The 17,054-nt window shown below is 71.6% G+C and carries 15 protein-coding genes; 12 read left to right on the forward strand and 3 right to left on the reverse strand.

Annotation, left to right across the window (positions count from 1 at the left end; genetic code table 11):
• The first annotated feature begins 51 nt into the window (after positions 1-51).
• From IF17_RS0106070 to IF17_RS0106085, 3 genes are all read left to right on the forward strand, one after another.
• Positions 52-897 carry a glycerophosphodiester phosphodiesterase gene (locus IF17_RS0106070; protein WP_192806723.1) on the forward strand — a complete coding sequence of 282 codons (846 nt, stop codon included), beginning with the start codon at positions 52-54 and terminating at the stop codon, positions 895-897.
• A gap of 95 nt (positions 898-992) precedes the next feature.
• The gene (locus tag IF17_RS0106075; protein WP_076967690.1) at positions 993-1,601 is read left to right on the forward strand and encodes an ATP-binding protein; all 609 of its coding nucleotides are present in this window, start codon (positions 993-995) and stop codon (positions 1,599-1,601) included.
• 160 nt (positions 1,602-1,761) lie between these two features.
• Complete coding sequence (locus tag IF17_RS0106085) at positions 1,762-2,727, forward strand: DUF5926 family protein (protein ID WP_030562942.1); 966 nt, start codon at positions 1,762-1,764, stop codon at positions 2,725-2,727.
• A 266-nt stretch (positions 2,728-2,993) separates the two neighbouring features.
• Here the strand turns inward: IF17_RS0106085 and IF17_RS1000000139625 are convergent, their stop codons facing one another.
• Positions 2,994-3,395, reverse strand: a complete 402-nt coding sequence (locus IF17_RS1000000139625; protein ID WP_306173344.1) for a hypothetical protein — start codon at positions 3,393-3,395, stop codon at positions 2,994-2,996.
• 339 nt (positions 3,396-3,734) lie between these two features.
• Entirely contained in the window at positions 3,735-4,418 is a 684-nt protein-coding gene (locus IF17_RS0106100; protein WP_030562946.1) for a bifunctional DNA primase/polymerase, read from the reverse strand.
• Positions 4,419-4,981: 563 nt separating this feature from the next.
• On the opposite strand from IF17_RS0106100, the gene IF17_RS0106105 reads away from it, so the two are divergent.
• Positions 4,982-6,472: a PP2C family protein-serine/threonine phosphatase gene (locus IF17_RS0106105; RefSeq protein ID WP_179115542.1), complete on the forward strand. Its 1,491-nt coding sequence runs from the start codon at positions 4,982-4,984 to the stop codon at positions 6,470-6,472.
• Between the two features lie 142 nt (positions 6,473-6,614).
• On the forward strand, positions 6,615-8,096 hold the full coding sequence (locus IF17_RS0106110; RefSeq protein WP_030562949.1) for an aminopeptidase P family protein: 1,482 nt from the start codon (positions 6,615-6,617) through the stop codon (positions 8,094-8,096).
• Positions 8,097-8,133: 37 nt separating this feature from the next.
• On the opposite strand, the gene IF17_RS0106115 is transcribed toward IF17_RS0106110, so the two are convergent.
• Positions 8,134-8,721 carry an ATP-binding protein gene (locus IF17_RS0106115; protein ID WP_030562951.1) on the reverse strand — a complete coding sequence of 196 codons (588 nt, stop codon included), beginning with the start codon at positions 8,719-8,721 and terminating at the stop codon, positions 8,134-8,136.
• A 302-nt stretch (positions 8,722-9,023) separates the two neighbouring features.
• On the opposite strand from IF17_RS0106115, the gene IF17_RS0106120 reads away from it, so the two are divergent.
• From IF17_RS0106120 to pheA, 7 genes are all read left to right on the forward strand, one after another.
• Positions 9,024-9,887, forward strand: a complete 864-nt coding sequence (locus tag IF17_RS0106120) for a hypothetical protein (RefSeq protein WP_030562953.1) — start codon at positions 9,024-9,026, stop codon at positions 9,885-9,887.
• 199 nt (positions 9,888-10,086) lie between these two features.
• Complete coding sequence (locus tag IF17_RS0106125) at positions 10,087-10,863, forward strand: YcnI family copper-binding membrane protein (protein WP_030562955.1); 777 nt, start codon at positions 10,087-10,089, stop codon at positions 10,861-10,863.
• A 116-nt stretch (positions 10,864-10,979) separates the two neighbouring features.
• Positions 10,980-11,639, forward strand: a complete 660-nt coding sequence (locus tag IF17_RS0106130) for an SCO family protein (RefSeq protein WP_030562957.1) — start codon at positions 10,980-10,982, stop codon at positions 11,637-11,639.
• Complete coding sequence (locus tag IF17_RS0106135) at positions 11,636-12,085, forward strand: copper chaperone PCu(A)C (protein ID WP_030562959.1); 450 nt, start codon at positions 11,636-11,638, stop codon at positions 12,083-12,085. Before IF17_RS0106130 ends, IF17_RS0106135 begins: the two co-directional genes overlap by 4 nt.
• Positions 12,086-12,098: 13 nt before the next feature.
• Positions 12,099-14,009 (forward strand): copper resistance CopC/CopD family protein, encoded by a 1,911-nt coding sequence (locus IF17_RS0106140; RefSeq protein WP_030562961.1) that lies wholly within the window; start codon positions 12,099-12,101, stop codon positions 14,007-14,009.
• An 89-nt stretch (positions 14,010-14,098) separates the two neighbouring features.
• On the forward strand, positions 14,099-15,385 hold the full coding sequence (gene efeB, locus IF17_RS0106145; RefSeq protein ID WP_030562963.1) for an iron uptake transporter deferrochelatase/peroxidase subunit: 1,287 nt from the start codon (positions 14,099-14,101) through the stop codon (positions 15,383-15,385).
• Between the two features lie 91 nt (positions 15,386-15,476).
• Positions 15,477-16,412 (forward strand): prephenate dehydratase, encoded by a 936-nt coding sequence (gene pheA / locus IF17_RS0106150; RefSeq protein WP_018513722.1) that lies wholly within the window; start codon positions 15,477-15,479, stop codon positions 16,410-16,412.
• Positions 16,413-17,054 lie beyond the last annotated feature (642 nt).

Consider the following 17,054-nt stretch of genomic DNA (forward strand, 5'->3'; position numbering starts at 1 on the left):
AACGGTCCTCCAGGGTGACATGTGCTCGCCTACCCCCACGGCGGTGACACCATGACCCGGGTGACCCACGCACGGCAGCGCAGCCCGCAGACCTCGATCCAGGTCGTCGCCCATCGCGGAGCGTCCGACGACGCCCCCGAACACACCCTGGCCGCCTATCGCAAGGCGATCGAGGACGGTGCCGACGCCCTGGAGTGCGATGTACGGCTGACCGCCGACGGCCACCTGGTCTGCGTGCACGACCGCCGGGTGAACCGTACGTCGAACGGGCGCGGCGCCGTCTCCGCCCTGGAGCTCGCCGATCTCGCCGCCCTCGACTTCGGCTCCTGGAAGGACCGCGAGGAGTCGCCGGACTGGGATCCGGTGCCGGGCGAGCTCACCTCCGTACTCACCCTGGAACGGCTCCTGGAGCTCTTCACCGAGGTACGGGCCACCGGGCGGCCGCTGCAGCTGGCCATCGAGACGAAGCACCCCACCCGTTGGGCCGGACAGGTCGAGGAGCGGCTCCTCCAGCTGCTGAACCGCTTCGAGCTGGCCTCGCCGCCGGCCGACGAGCCCTCTCCCATCCGCATCATGAGCTTCTCCGGCCGCTCCCTGCACCGCGTCCAGGCCGCGGCGCCCGCCCTGCCGACCGTCTACCTGATGCAGTTCGTGTCACCCCGGCTGCGCGACGGACGGCTGCCCGCCGGTTCCCGGATCGCCGGACCCGGCATGCGGATCGTGCGCAGCCACCCCGGGTACATCGAGCGGCTGCACCGGGCGGGCCACCGGGTGCACGTGTGGACCGTGAACGAGCCGGCCGACGTGGAGCTCTGCGCCGAACTCGGCGTCGAGGCGATCATCACCAACCGCCCGAAGCAGGTTCTGTCCCAACTGGCACAACTGGGGCGCATTTAGCACAGAACGGCACCCCACTGGCACGCGACAGCACCCCCCGCACCACCATGACGGGGAGTACACCGGCGCATTCGCCGAGCGTTCAGTTGTGTCGAGTGCGTCACCGGCAGCCCCTTGGCCGGTTTCCGGTGCAGCTCAGTGGGGCATCCAACCCGTGGCGTGGGGCAAAGGAGGTCTCGGGGGTGGCGTTGGTGGTGGCACAAGAGGTGCCTGCGTCGTCGAGCATGGCCGTTCCCCATGGCCCTGCGGGCGTGGGGCAGGCACGGCACCGGATGCGTGAGCAGTTGCGCAGCAACGGGGTGTCGGACGCGGTCGTGGACGACGCTGTTCTCATTCTTTCCGAACTGCTCAGCAACGCCTGCCGGCACGGCAGGCCGCTGGGACGGCACGCCGATGTCGGTGACGGCGACATCCTGGCCGCCTGGCGTGTGGACACGGGCGGCGGCCTGACCGTGGAGGTCACGGACGGCGGCGGGCCCACCCGGCCCGTTCCGGCCACCCCTTCGGTGACGGCACGCGGCGGCCGGGGGCTCAACATCATCAGCGCCCTGGCCCAGGAGTGGGGTGTACGGGACGACTCGTCGGGCGAGGTCACCGTCTGGGCCCACGTCCCCTGCCCGAAGCCGCCCGAGCTGGGCGCGGTCGGCGGACTCACCGGGTTCGAGGGGCTCGACTTCTCCGACGTCCTCGACGACGCGAGCTGAGGCGGCCGCCCGTCGGCGACACCGCTCGGCAGGACGGCCGGTGGGGGCGGTCGGTGAGGGCGGCCGGTGAGGGTGGCGGCAGGCGTGTGTGCCGCGGTGGTGCCGCGGGCGGCTAGGCTCGCGCCGAGACCGCACCGTCGCAATCAGGAGAATGCCCACCATGGCCAAGAAGCGCCCTCAGACCAAGGCCGGGAAGCAGCAGCTCAAGGACGGTGAGATCCCGGTCGTCGGGGCCCGTGAGCCCTGCCCGTGCGGTTCGGGCCGTCGCTACAAGGCGTGTCACGGACGCGCCGCCGCCCAGGCCGTGACCGAGCTCGTGCACCGCCCGTTCGAGGGACTCGCGGGCGAGTGCGACTGGGTCGCCCTGCGCGAGCTGGTGCCCGCCGCCACGGTCGAGCTGACGCTGAAGGGCGGGCTGCCCGAGGGCGTTCCGTCGGTGACGCTGGCGACCGTCCTGCCGATGGCCTGGCCCGCCCTGCGCCGCGACGACGGTTCCGTCCTCCTCGCCCTGCAGAACGACACCTCCTCCGGCGACCTCAGCCGCGACCTCGCGGACACGCTCCAGCGCGCGCTGGAGGTCGAGCCAGGCACCCCGGTCACCGCCCGCCGCGTACCGGCCGACGGGCCGCGCCTGCAGGATCTCCTCGACCCGGACGCCGCGTTCGAGCCGGTCGTCCACACCGGGTTCGAGTTCTGGGTGCCCGACGCGGAGAACGCCACCCCCGAGGTGGCCGCCTCCCTGGAACGCGCGAACGCCGCCGCGATCCCGACGGTGCTGCTCTCCGGCGCGGACGCCGCGTACTGGTGCGAGACCCCGGAGAAGAACCACCTGCGCTGGGTCATGCCGCACCCCGAGGAGCAGCTCCTCGACGCGCTCGCCCGGCTGCACGCCGCCGGCACCTCCTCGCTGGGCGAGGACACCCGGCTGGTCGGCTCGTTCCGCGCGCACGGCCTGGTCGTTCCCGTCTGGGACCTGCCGAGCTCGATGGGGGCCGAGGCGTGCGAGAAGCCGGCCGTCGCGTTCGCCGAGCGGCTGGCGGCGGCGCTCGCCTCCGACGCTCCGCTCACCGCCGAGGAGCGCCGGGCCCGTGGTGGGCTCACCAACCGCCAGGTGACGCTCAGCTGACCTTGGCGGGGGTGCTGCCGGAGCCGTGCAGGGCCCCTGCCGACAGCGCCGCCGAGTCGGTGACCCGCGTCACAACTCACCGTACTCACAAGTAAATCGCCGCCCTCATAGGCGAGATCGAATTTGCGAACGGCAGATCTCTTGTTACCGTTCTAGAAGCCCGGTCGCTGGTGCATCCCCCGTCGCCAGCGACCGGGCGTCTTCGTTTCCGGCCGTGACCCGCACCGGCCGGCCTACCGCGACCCGCCCGAGACCCGCCCGCGCACTCAGTCGGATGCGCCCGGCGCACGGTGCGATCCGGCCCTGAGCAGCAGCGGCGCCTCCTCCACCGGCCCCGCGCCCGCGTACTCCGCCACCGCCGCATAAGCGCCGGGCTCACCCGCCGACGCGCCTCGCGGGGTCTCGCAGCTGCCCGGCTCGTCGTCGGCCGCCAGGACACAGTGCAGCTCCACGGTCCGCCCGCCCGGCCCCATCAGGGTGAGTACGGCACGGAGTTCCGTACCGGAGGTGTTGCGGTGGTAGGCACGCGCCCAGGTCTCGCCGCCCCCGGTCATGACACAGGTCTGCGCCTCGATGCCCTCCGGCGAGACGAGCTCGGGACCGCACCGGGCGGTGCCCTCACGGAGCTTGTCATCGGATGGGTCACCAGAAAGCTTTTCTTTATGCATTTCTGATGAACTATCCGGAGATTTCTCATCTGTCGCTACGGGAGACGGGGAACCGCCGGGATCCGCGGAAGCAACGATCGGAATCAGGCACGCGAACGCGGCGACAGCCGTGAGACCGATCATGCGGAGATTCATGGTGGCCCCCTTGCCGACCGCGCGGGCAATCGCGGAAACGTAACTACGCGGAAACGCGACTACGCGACTACGCGGGTATTCGGGGCGACGATATCGAGGCGAGGCACGCGGCCGGGCCGTCCGGCGCCCGTTCACCGCGCATACGGCCCGGCTCACACCCGTACGAGTGAGACGTACGGGAGTGGGAGCCGGGCCGCCCGCCCGTCAGTACGCGAGCCGGCTGCCACCGTCCGGGGCGCTGGTGCTCGCCTCGACCAGGGCGTCCAGGACCGCCTCGACATCCGGGAGCCAGGGAGCCGCCGCCCTCGGCGAAGGGGCCCGCTCCCAGCGCACCTGGCCCGCGCCGGTCTCGGACGGGGGCAGGACGAGATAGCCGCCCTCCCCGTGGAAGCGGAGCGAGCTGGGCACCCAGTCCTTGCTGTACAGCAGCTCACCGAGCCGTTCCAGCGTGTACGGGGCCACCAGCAGCGACCACCGAGTGGGCGTCGCCACGACGGGGCCCAGCCGCATGCCCATGCGGTCGAGGGCGACCAGGGCCTTCGCCCCGGCCAGGGCGGGCAGGCTCACCGCGCAGGGGGCCCGGCCGCCGGTCGCCAGCATCACCGGGGCCGTGGGGCGGTTGGTCCACCACCAGCGCACCATACGCTCGTCCGTGGTGGCCGCCAGCAGTCCGGGATCGAAGGGGTGCGCGCCGGGAACGGCGCAGTCGGGGTCGTGGCAGGCGCAGCCGAGGCCACGCCCGTCGGGCAGGGCGGCCGGCGCGGTCCCGGCTCCGGGGAGCACGGGCCACTGCCATGCGGTGGCGAAGGTCAGGGCCGCGTCGAGCCGGGCGGCACCCTCCTTGCGCCGGAGCCGGAGCCTGCGTCGCCTTCCGAGGATCTCGCGCATGAGCGCTCGTTCCTTTCCGTTGAACGCCGAGTCCACATGACGCCACGCGGGGTGGGACATCGCGCGAGCGTCTCTTCGCTGTGCGTACGTGCTCATCAGTTCTGCGGTACGGGGGTACGGACGTGCCTTCGGTACCGAGCGTGAGCCGAGCCGAGCCGAGTGGAACCGATCCGAGTGGAACCGATCTGAGGTGGTGCCGAGCTGCGTGGAGCCGGGGGCGCCCGCCACGGGCGCCTCGTGCCTGCCGGCCGGGCCCGAACCCCGCCGCGTGGGGCGGAGGCGTGACCGTCACTGATCGCGACCGTCACGGGTAAGGACGTCCGGACCCGCTGTCAGGTTCCTGAGCGATCACATCCGCCCGTGAGCGTCTGCCCCGGGCATCGCCGATTACGTACCCAGCCTGCCCAGAATGACGCCGCCCCTGGGATTTCCTCCCGGGGACACCCCTTGTTGAGCCTTGTTGAGCTGCCCCAGTCGACCGCAAATAGCTGCCGGAGGGTGCATTTTTCGGCCAAGTTGACTCACACTGGAGGGGAGCGAATCCGGCGAGCCTCCAGGGGACAATGCTGGACATCGGGTTACTTGTGCGTGTACATGTGGATGCACTGATAGTGGCGCAGAATCACATGGGGGTTTGCGATGCTATTCGACGAATCGCACCGGCCGGAAAGCTGGCTGCCATGAGCGCCCCACACCTGCCGAAAGTGGCTGGAATCGATCCAGAAGTTCCGGTTTCAACGCACACTGCCGCTCCTCTGAGAGAGGTTCCGGCAGCGCCCGGAGCCTTCATCCAGGACCGGCTCGCGGGCTGGGTCTCGGATCTCACGACCCTGCACGAACTCACCGAGCGGCTGGCCTCCACCGCCACCCTCGACGCCGCCCTGAACGAGCTGCTGCACGCCGGAGCCGCCCTCGTGGGCGCCCGCCGCGGACTCCTCGTACTGGAACCGGCGGACACCACGGCCACGCCCTCCACCACCCTCGGACTCGGGCTCAGCCACGCCGATCTCGGCCACATCGAGACCGTGGAGCGCGGCGCCACCGCCCTGGGCCGCGTCCTCGACGGGCACCCCGGCACCGCGGACGGGCTCACCACTCCCGACCTGTTCGGCGACCCTGACCTGGACCCCCGCCACCGCGAGGTCGCCACCCGCCTCGGCTACGCCGCCAGTTACGCCCTGCCCCTCGCCTCCGAGGCGGCCGGACGGCTCGGCGCGGCGGTCTGGCTCTACGACGAGCCCGGCGAGCCCTCGGAGAAGCAGCGCCACCTCGTCGGCCTCTACGCCCGGTACGCCACCGAGCACCTGGCCCGCCTGACCGAGCTGGAACGCGCCCGCGCCGATGTCGCGACCGTCGCCGAGGAGCTGCTGCCCAGCCGGCTGCCCCGCATCCCCGGCGTCCAGCTGGCCGCCCGGCACCGGACCGGCCCCCGAGGCGGCGGCGATTGGTACGACGCGCTGCCGCTGCCCGACCACGCGCTCGGCCTCGCGGTCGGCTCGGTGGGCGGATCGGGGCCGAGCGCGATGGCCGCCATGGGCCGGATGCGCGCCAGCCTGCGGGCGTACGCCGTGATGGAGGGCGAGGACCCCGTCGCCGTACTCTCCGATCTCGAACTCCTGCTCCGGCTGACCGAGCCCGCGCGGACCGCCACCGCCCTCTTCGCCTACTGCGAGCCCGCCGCCCGCAAGGTCGTCCTCGCCGGGGCCGGGCACACCCCGCCGCTGGTGCTCGGCGACCGGCGCTGCGAGTTCGTCGAGACCACGCTCTCCGCCCCGCTGGGGATGCTCGCCTGCTGGGAGGCTCCGAGCGTGGAGTTCTCCCCCGCGCCGGGAGAAACGGTGCTGCTCTACACGGACGGCCTGCTGCGCCGCACCGGCGACGCGATGGACCGCGCCTTCGCCCGGCTGCACTCCGCCGCCGCCTCCGTACCGAAGGCGGGCCGGCACGATCCGGACGCCGTCGCCGACCATGTCCTGCGCACGATGCTGCCCGACGGGCCGGCCCGGACCGACTCCACCGAGGACGTGGTCATCCTCGCCGCGCACTTCGACTGAGACCGCACACGTCGACTGAGACCGCATACGTCGACCGATCTCCCGGCGGCCTCTCCGGTAACAGGCCTTTCGGCCCTGGGCCCCCTTCCGTACGCCCGTACGATGGGTGATGGTCCAGTGTCGTATCAAGGAGAGTCACATCGTGTCTGAGGAGCTCATCCCGGAGACCCCGGAGCAGGAGACCGAAGAGAACGAGGCAGCGGAGCCGATCAAACAGCGGAAGAACGGCCTGTACCCGGGCGTCTCCGACGAGCTCGCCGAGAACATGAAGTCGGGCTGGGCCGACACCGAGCTGCACGGGCTCGAACCGATCGCCCAGGCCGAGCACACCGCCGCCCGCCGCGCCGCGCTCTCCGCGCGCTTCCCCGGCGAGCGCCTGGTCATCCCCGCGGGCAACCTGAAGACCCGCTCCAACGACACCGAGTACGCCTTCCGCGCCTCCACCGAGTACGCGTACCTCACCGGCGACCGGACCCAGGACGGCGTCCTCGTCCTGGAGCCGACCGGTGACAGCGGCCACCAGGCCACCATCTACCTGCTGCCCCGCTCCAACCGCGAGAACGGCGAGTTCTGGCTGGACGGCCAGGGCGAGCTGTGGGTCGGCCGCCGCCACTCCCTCGCCGAGGCCGAGCAACTGCTGGGCATCCCCGCGAAGGACGTCCGCGAGATCGCCGCCGCGCTCACCGAGGCCACCGGCCCGGTCCGCAACGTGCGCGGCCACGACGCGTCCATCGAGGCCGCCCTCACCGACAAGGTCACCGCCGAGCGCGACGAGGAGCTGCGCGTCTACCTCTCCGAGGCCCGCCTCGTGAAGGACGCCTTCGAGATCGCCGAGCTCCAGAAGGCCTGCGACGCCACCGCGCGCGGCTTCGAGGACGTCGTCAGGAGCCTGGACAAGGCCGAGGCGACCAGCGAGCGCTTCATCGAGGGCACGTTCTTCCTGCGCGCCCGCATCGAGGGCAACGACATCGGCTACGGCTCGATCTGCGCCGCCGGACCGCACGCCACCACCCTGCACTGGGTCCGCAACGACGGCGCCGTCCGCTCCGGCGACCTGCTGCTCCTGGACGCAGGCGTGGAGACCAACGAGCTCTACACCGCCGACGTGACGCGCACGCTGCCGATCAACGGCACGTTCTCGCCGCTCCAGCGCAAGATCTACGACGCGGTGTACGAGGCCCAGGAGGCGGGCATCGCCGCCGTGAAGCCCGGCGCCACCTTCCGCGACTTCCACGACGCCTCGCAGCGCGTGCTCGCCGAGAAGCTCGTCGCGTGGGGTCTGCTCGGCGACCTGTCCGTGGACAAGGTCCTGGAGCTCGGCCTCCAGCGCCGCTGGACCCTGCACGGCACCGGTCACATGCTCGGCATGGACGTCCACGACTGCGCCGTCGCGCGCACCGAGGCGTACGTCGACGGCATCCTGGAGCCGGGCGTCTGCCTGACCGTGGAGCCGGGCCTCTACTTCCAGGCCGACGACCTGACCGTGCCCGAGGAGTACCGGGGCATCGGCGTCCGGATCGAGGACGACATCCTCGTCACCGAGGACGGCAACCGGAACCTCTCCGACCAGCTGCCCCGCCGGGCCGACGAGGTCGAGGCCTGGATGGCTCAGCTGAAGGGCTGACCCACCGTCGTACGTACGACGTCGGAGGGCGCGCCGCTCACACCATGAGCAGCGCGCCCTCCCGCCATTTCAGGACCTTGTCGAAGCTGACCACCGCGCCCCGGCCCGGCCGGTTGCCGAAGTGGACGTGGTCGGCGAGCTGCTCGATGAGGTCCAGCCCGCGGCCGCTCTCGGCGACGCAGGGGATGTACGGGGCGAACGTGGGCTGGGCGCCGACGGACTCCGGGTGCTGTGTCTTCTCGACGTGCTCCGATTGCTGAGCCCGTTCGATGTGCTCCGCGTGTTCGGTGTGCGCGGCTGGGCGAAGCGCGCGCCGGGCGGGGAAGCCCGGCCCCGAGTCGGCCACCTCGATACGGCATTTCTCGCCGTCCAGATAGGCCGTGACCCGGTACTGCCCGGAGTCCGCCGGGGGCCTTCCGGTTCCGCGATCCCCGTGCTCCGCCAGGCCCGACCTGTCGCCGCCGTGTTCGACGGCGTTGGCACAGGCCTCGCTGAGCGCGACCGAGAGGTCGAAGGAGATGTCCGGATCCACCCCTGCGGTTTCCATGGTGCCGAGCAGAAAACGACGGGCGAGCGGAACGCTCGCAGCTTCGCGCCGCAAATGGAGTGACCACCAGATGCTCATGCTCCAGCCTCCTGGCTGCGGCTCGACGTACCGATACGTATTGCCGCACAAGGCACTTCGTAAGCACGGATCGGCCGTGAGAGCCCTCATTCGGCGGATGCGGATATTCCGCGCACCGGTGTATGGCCTCCACCACGGAAGCCGGGCGGGTTCCGGAGGAGGAGCGTCCACAGTCCGTACATCCCCCGCCAACAGCCACAACAAGCACAGTTTGCGGACGGAGGCTCGCGCTTGGGGACGGAGACTGATCTTCCGGACCTGCCGTACCGCGGCGGGGTACGCAGTGCGATGATGTTCCGGCCATGTCCACGCCTGTCGCACACGCCGGAGCCGGTCTGCGGCTCATGAGGGCCGCGGTGTTCACCGCGGTCTGCGTCGTGCTGTCCGCGGCGGGACACGCGTTCGCCGCCGGGGCGCCCGTCCCCGCGTGGACCCTGCTCGCCGGATTCCTCGGCGTCCTCGCCGTGGCCTCGGCCCTCGCCGGACGGGAACGCTCCCTGCCGTCGATCGCGGGTGCGCTGGCGGGCGGCCAGGTCGCCCTGCACATCCTCTTCGCGTACGGCAGCCACGGCAGCGCGCAGGCCGTCGCCGCCGCCGCGCCCCGGGGCAGCGGCGAGAACCCGCTGATCCGGTTCGCCGCCGGGCTGGTGTGCGGTGGAGGGCCGGGGCAGATCGACGCCGCCGACGCGCACCGCATCGTCACCACGGCGGGCATAGACCCCTCCACGGTCGCGGGCCACAGCCACCTCGCGTCGGCGAGCGCTGCGGGAGCCGCCACCACTGCGGCTCCGGACGGTGGATCCGGTCTGGCCGCGGCGTACGCCTCGGTGGCCGCGCTGCTGCCCGGTCTGCCGATGTTCCTGGCCCACCTGCTGGCCGCGCTCGCCGCCGGCTGGCTGCTGCGGCGCGGCGAGGCCGCCCTCTTCCGGCTGGCCCGGCTCTCGGCGTACGGCGCCCAGGCGCTGGCGGCCGGCGCCCGGCTGCGCTCCCTGCGCGCGGCGCTCGCGCTCGTACGCGCCCTGCGCGCCGGAGCGCGTGAGCAGCTCGCGAGCGGCCCGCGCGCCCCGCGTACGGCCGACGACGAGCCGGCCCCCGCCACCGGGGACCCTCTGCAGCACCTGGTGATCAGGCGCGGGCCTCCGGCCCCGTACGCCCTCGCAGCCTGACGCGACACCTGCGCCCACCGCCGCCGTGACCGAGCACCGACCGTCCCCACCGGGCGGTCCCTCAGGGACGGCTGACGCGGGCATGGCCGGATCCTCGACGGACCGGACGAGGTGTCGTGCCGCCGTCGCGCACCCGCGCGCCGGACCACCGTGTTCCTCTTCCGACGTACTCGTCTTCCTCCGTGGAGTGATTCCTGCCATGAGCGCCACCAACGTCTCCCGCATCGCCATCGCCGCCGGCGTCGCCGCGTCCACCGTCCTGCTGCTCGCCGGTCCCGCCGCCGCGCACGTCAGCGTCCAGCCGCAGGGCGAGGCGGCCAAGGGCGGTTACGCCACCCTCAACTTCAAGGTCCCCAACGAGCGGGACAAGGCCTCCACGGTCAAGGTCGAAGTGAACTTCCCGGCCGACCACCCGCTCTCCTCCGTCACCCCCGAGGCCGTGCCGGGCTGGAAGATCGCGATCACCAAGGGCAAGCTCGACAAGCCGCTGGAGGTGCACGGCAAGAAGATCACCGAGGCCGTCACCAAGGTGACCTGGACCGCCGACGGCTCCAAGATCGCGCCCGGCTACTTCCAGCAGTTCCCGGTCTCCGTCGGCCAGCTCCCCGAGGACGCCGACCAGCTGGTCTTCAAGGCCATCCAGACGTACGACAACAAGGAAGTCGTCCGCTGGATCGAGGAGCCCAAGGGCGGTGAGGAGCCCGACAGCCCCGCCCCGGTCCTGAAGCTGACCGCCGCGACCGAGGACCACCACGGCGGCGCGGCCGACAAGGCCGGCGACGACGACAGCAAGGCCGACCACAACGCCGACGACCAGGCCGCTTCGGCGGAGGGCGACAAGAAGGACACGCACGCCGCGTCCTCCTCCAGCTCCTCCAGCGACACCACGGCCCGCACCCTGGGCATCATCGGCATCCTCATCGGCATCGCGGGCGTCGCGTTCGGCGTGCTCGCCGGCCGCCGCCGTACGGCCTGATCCACCGGGCCGGGCCGTACGGCGTACGCGTACGGCCCGGCCCGCCCGGTCAGGCCGTCGACGTACGGCCCGGCCCGCCGGTCCCACCACCCGCACCACATTCAGGACACCCCTTCATGCGCAACAGAAAAGCAGTGACGGCCCTGGCGTTCGCCGCCGCGGCCGCACTGTCCCTCTCGGCCTGCGGCACCAGCGGCGGCAAGGCGGAATCCTCGTCGATCGCCGATGTCGAGGCCTCGCCGAAGACCCAGGCCGCGACCGTTCTCGACCAGCCGTTCACCAAGCCGGACCTCGTCCTCACCGACACGAACGGCAAGGAGTACGACTTCCGCGAGGTGACCAAGGGCAAGCCGACGCTCATCTACTTCGGCTACACCCACTGCCCCGACGTCTGCCCGCTGACCATGAGCAACATCTCCATCGCCAAGCGGGACCTGCCCAAGGCCGACCAGGACAAGCTCCAGGTCGTCTTCGTCACCACCGACCCCGAGCGCGACACCCCCGCCTCGCTCGGCAAGTGGCTCAAGGCCCAGGACCCCACCTTCACCGGTCTCACCGGCGACTTCCCCACCATCCAGGCGGGGGCGCGCAAGATCGGCATCGGCATCGAGCCGGCGACGAAGGACAAGAACGGCAAGCCCGTCTCGATGCACGGGGCGCAGGTCGTCGCCTTCTCCCCGAAGACGGACGGCGGATACGTGCTGTACGGCGAGGACACCACCGCCGAGGAGTACGCGAAGGACCTCCCCAAGCTGATCAAGGGGGAGAACCCGTGAACCGCCGCACGGTCCTCGCCGGCGTCCTCGCCCTCACCACGGGGCTGGCGCTGGCGGGGTGCTCCACCGGGAGCGACGAGCCCGAGCTGAAGGTCGTCGGCGCCTATCTGCCGCAGCCCGTCAGCGACATGGCCGCCGGCTTCCTCGTCGTACAGAACAGCGGGGGCGCCGCCGACCGGCTCACCTCGGTGACCAGCCCGCTCTCCGACGACGTCACGATCCACGAGACGAAGAACCAGCAGATGCGCGAGGTCACGTCGTTCGAGGTGCCGGCGGGCGGTGAGCTCGACCTCGAACGCGGCGGCAACCACATCATGTTCATGGACCTCAAGAAGCAGCCCAAGCAGGGCGAGAAGGTCTCCGTCGAGCTGCACTTCGAGAAGGCCGGCCGCATCACGGTCGACCTGCCGGTGAAGGAAACCACCCACAACCCGAAGAAGCAGTGAGGGTCCGACCGTGATGACTGCCACCGCCCCGCGCCCCGGAGCGTCCCCGATACGGCGGCCGTTCACCGCCGCCGCGCTCGCCGCCGCCCTCGTCAGCCTGGTGTTCGGGCTGATCCTGGCCGGCGCCGGGCCGGCGTCCGCGCACGCCGCCCTCACCGGGAGCGACCCGCAGGACGGGGCGGTGGTGGCCACCGCGCCGAAGGAGGTCACCCTCACCTTCTCCGAGGCGATCGCCGTCGGCGACGGTTCGATCCGGGTCCTGGACCCCAGCAGCAAGCGCGCCGACACCGGGGCCGAGCCGAAGGACCTGTCCGACGGCTCCACCGTCCGGTACGGCGTCGAGCTCCACTCCGGCCTGCCCGACGGCACCTACACGGTGGCCTGGCAGGCGATCTCCGCCGACAGCCACCCCATCTCCGGCGCCTTCACGTTCTCCATCGGCGCCCCCTCCGAGACCACCGTGGCCCTGCCCTCCGAGGAGGTGGGCGGCGGCCCGGTCGGCACCGCCTACGGCATCGCGCGGTACGTCGCGTACGCCGGGTTCACCCTGCTCGTGGGCGGCGCGGCCTTCGTCCTGGGCTGCTGGCCCCGGGGCGCGTCCGTCCGGCCGATGCAGCGGCTCGTGGTGCGCGGCTGGGTCACGCTGACCGCGGCGACGCTGGTCATGCTGCTGCTGCGCAACCCGTACACGGGCAGCGGGAAGTTCGCGGACGCCTTCGACCTGGACGGGCTCCAGGCCGTCCTGGACACCAAGCCGGGTGCCGCCCTCGTCTCGCGGCTGCTGCTGCTCGGCGCGGCCGCCCTGTTCATCGCCGTCCTGTTCGGTACGTACGCCCGGCGCGAGGACGCCGTCGAGAAGAAGGACCTCACCTTCGGCCTGGCGGTCGGTGGCGGGGTCGTCGCGGCGGGCATCGCCGCCACCTGGGCCATGTCCGAGCACGCGTCGACGGGCATCCAGGCGGGGATCGCCATGCCGGTGGATGTCCTGCACCTGCTGGCCGTCGCCGCCTGGCTCGGCGGGCTCGTCTCGCTCCTGGTGGCGCTGTACCGGACGCCGGACATCGGGAGCGATGCCGTACGGCGGTTCTCCCGGGTCGCGTTCGGCAGCGTCCTCGTCCTCGCGGCGACCGGGATCTACCAGTCGTGGCGGCAGGTCGGCTCCTGGTCGGCGCTGACCGGGACGCGGTACGGGCAGCTCCTGATCCTCAAGGTCGTGCTGATCGCCGCCCTGCTCGCCGTGGCGTGGTTCTCGCGGCGGTGGACGGGGCGGCTGACGGATACGGCGGTGCCCGCCTCGGCGGAGCCGGAAGCCGCCACGGAAGCGGATGCTGAGGTCGCGGACGGTGTCGACCCCGAGCGCGCCGCCCAGCTGGCCCGTCAGCAGGCCGTCCTGACCGCCACGAAGAAGAAGCGGATACGGGACGCCGACCCGGAGCGTTCCGGGCTGCGCCGCTCGGTTCTGGCCGAGGCGGCGATCGCCGTGGTCCTGCTGGCCGTCACCACCGTGCTGACGTCGACCGAGCCGGGCCGTACGGAGGTGGAGGCCAAGGGCGCCTCCACCGCTCCATCCGCCCCCGCGGCGGGGCCCGTCAACCTGAGCATGCCCTTCGACACCGGCGGTCAGAACGGCAAGGGGACCGTCCGGATCGACATCGACCCCGGGCGCACCGGCTCCAACGAGCTGCACGTGTGGGTCGACGGCAGCGACGGCAAGCCGATGGACGTCCCGGAGCTGAAGGTGGCGCTCACTCTGGAGGCGCAGGAGATCGGTCCGCTGCCGGTCGTGCCGGACCGGCTCGCCGAGGGGCACTGGTCGGCGAGCGGCGTCCAGATCCCGATGGCGGGGGAGTGGAAGGTCGACGTGACGGTACGGACCTCCGACATCGACCAGGTCACCATCGACGAGAACGTGAAGATCGGCTGAGGTACGTGAGCACGACCAGGAAGCAGGACCAGGACACGGACTCCACGCCCGTGACCAGGAAGCAGGACCAGGACACGGACTCCACGCCCGTGACCAGGAAGCAGGACCAGGACACGGACTCCACGCCCGTCGGTGTCTCGCGGCGGCGGCTGCTGGGCGGCGTGGGCGCGGCGGGCGCCACCGGGCTGGTGCTGGGCGCCGCGGGCGGGGCGGCCGGATACGCCGCGACCCGCTCCGATCCGCCGACCGCACTGACCACCGTCGGCTCCACCGAGGCGATGTTTCACGGGAAACATCAACCGGGGATCACCACTCCGCTTCAGGCCCGGGGCCACCTCGTCGCCTTCGACCTGGTGGCGGGCGCGGGCCGCAAGGAGGCCGTGGCCCTGATGCGGCGCTGGTCGGCGGTGGCGAGGGAGCTGATGGCGGGCCGCCCGGCGGCGGGCTCGGCGGACGGGCCCGGCCACGACACCGGCATCGCGCTGGACGCGGGGCCCTCGTCCCTCACGGTCACCTTCGGCTTCGGCCGTACGTTCTTCACGCGTACGGGTCTCACCTCCCGGCTGCCCGCAGGGCTCGACCCGCTGCCCGCGTTCTCCTCGGACCAGCTGGACGCCAGGCGCTCGGACGGCGACCTCTGGGTGCAGATCGGCGCCGACGACGCCCTGGTCGCCTTCCACGCCCTGCGGGCCGTACAGAAGGAGGGCGCGGGAACAGTAAAGGTGCGGTGGCAGATGAACGGCTTCAACCGCACCCCTGGGGCCACGGCCCGGCCGATGACCGCCCGCAACCTGATGGGCCAGATCGACGGGACCGGCAACCCGAAGCCCGCCGACGAGGACTTCGGGCGGCGGGTGTTCGTGCCGGCCTCCCCCGGCACCCGGCACGCGTGGCTGGAGGGCGGTTCGTACGCCGTCGTCCGCCGGATCAGGATGCTGCTGGACGACTGGGAGAAGCTTCCGGTGGACCACCAGGAGCGGGTCATCGGGCGGCGCAAGGCGGACGGGGCCCCGCTGAGCGGCGGGAGCGAGACCACGGAGATGGACCTCGACAAGGCGGGCCCGGACGGCCGGCTCCTGATCCCCGACAACGCTCACGCCCGGATCTCCTCCCCCGAGAAGAACGGCGGGGCCGCCATGCTGCGGCGGCCGTTCTCGTACCACGACGGGATCGCGGAGGACGGCACCCCGGACGCCGGGCTGCTCTTCGTCTGCTGGCAGGCGGACCCGTTCAAGGGGTTCGTGCCGGTGCAGCGCAAGCTCGACCGGGGTGACGCGCTGTCGCCGTTCATCCGGCACGAGGCGAGCGGGCTGTTCGCGGTGCCGGGCGGGGCGGCGGAGGGCGAGTACGTGGGACAGCGGCTGCTGGAGTCCTGAGGCGGGGGTGCTTCACGGGGCTTGCACGCTCGGCCCCGACCGGATTCTGAGACGGCGAGGCCCCTGCCGTACGGCGCAATAGGGTGAGCGTATGTCAGCCACGCGCTACGCCTATCTCGGTCCCGAAGGCACCTTCACCGAGGTCGCCCTCCGCACGCTCCCGGAAGCCGCCACCCGCGAGCTCGTCCCGATGGTCTCCGTACCGGCGGCCCTGGACGCCGTACGCAACGGGGAGGCGGCGGCGGCTCTCGTGCCGATCGAGAACTCCGTCGAGGGCGGCATCACGGCCACGCTCGACGAGCTGACCAGCGGCGAGCCGCTGATGATCTACCGCGAGGTGCTGCTCTCCATCACCTTCGCGCTGCTCGTGCGGCCGGGCACCAAACTGTCGGACATCAAGACGGTCACCGCTCACCCGGCCGCCCAGCCGCAGGTGCGCAACTGGATGGCGGCCCACCTCCCGCAGGCCGCGTGGGAGTCGGCGGCGTCCAACGCGGACGGCGCCCGGCTGGTCCAGGAAGGGCGCTACGACGCCGCGTTCGCCGGTGAGTTCGCCGCCGCCACCTACGGGCTCGAACCGCTGGTCACGGAGATCCACGACGCGGAGAACGCCCAGACCCGCTTCGTCCTGGTGGGCCGCCCGGCCCGGCCGTCGGCCCCGACCGGGGCCGACAAGACGTCCGTGGTGATCTGGCTGGGCGACGACCACCCCGGTGCGCTCCTGGAGCTGCTCCAGGAGTTCGCGGTGCGCGGCGTCAACCTGATGCTGATCCAGTCGCGCCCGACCGGCGAGGGGATCGGCAACTACTGCTTCGCCGTGGACGCCGAGGGGCACATCGCGGACCGGCGGGTGGGGGAGGCGCTGATGGGGCTGAAGCGGATCTGCCCGAAGGTGCGGTTCCTCGGTTCGTACCCGAGGGCCGGCGTATCCGCCGAGGAGGTCCGGCCGCTGCGGGCGGGCACCTCGGACAGCGCCTTCACCGAGGCCTCCGACTGGCTGGCGCGCAGCCAGGACGGCCGGATCTGAGAGCGGATCCGACGGCGGATCTGACGGCGGTCGACGGCGGTCGACGGCGACTCGTCCCGGAGCAGAGTGCTCCGTTTCGGGTCGCCCTGCGCGCTCCGCTGTGGTCCTACCTACAGATAGTCATCCACCCACAGAGTTATCCACAGGCTGGCTTCTCGACCTGGGGACAAGTCGACACCCCAATGCGACATCGTCGACAAATCAACGCAGTGGGTCCGGATGCATCCACAGAGGGCCGTCCCGGTGCGAGCCCTCCCGGATCGCGCGAATTCCCTTGATCAACTCACCAGAGCGACACATTGCCACCCGAATGAGCGTGCGGGGCAGGTTTCGGCTGCGAACACCGGGGGATCGACGGCCCTTCGTCCAGCCTCCGGAACATTCCGTTCCTGGATCCACAGAACTTCTTCACAGCCTGTGGATAACTATTCCGGAACGCCCCCTCCTGTGGACAACGCAAGGGAGAGCGGCCCCAACTCCCCCTCGACCGAAGGCTCGTACGTCAAAAGAGCCTGCACCTTCTGCCCTGTTCAGGGGAGTTAACCGCCGTTATTGACGCAGCCCGCCGGATCGCGCCCCGCGATTCCCCCTCAGAAATATCAATTCCGGCAATTCGGTCAAAGTGACACGCTCGGCAATATC

This window comes from Streptomyces cyaneofuscatus, assembly GCF_000718135.1.
Taxonomy (GTDB): domain Bacteria; phylum Actinomycetota; class Actinomycetes; order Streptomycetales; family Streptomycetaceae; genus Streptomyces; species Streptomyces cyaneofuscatus.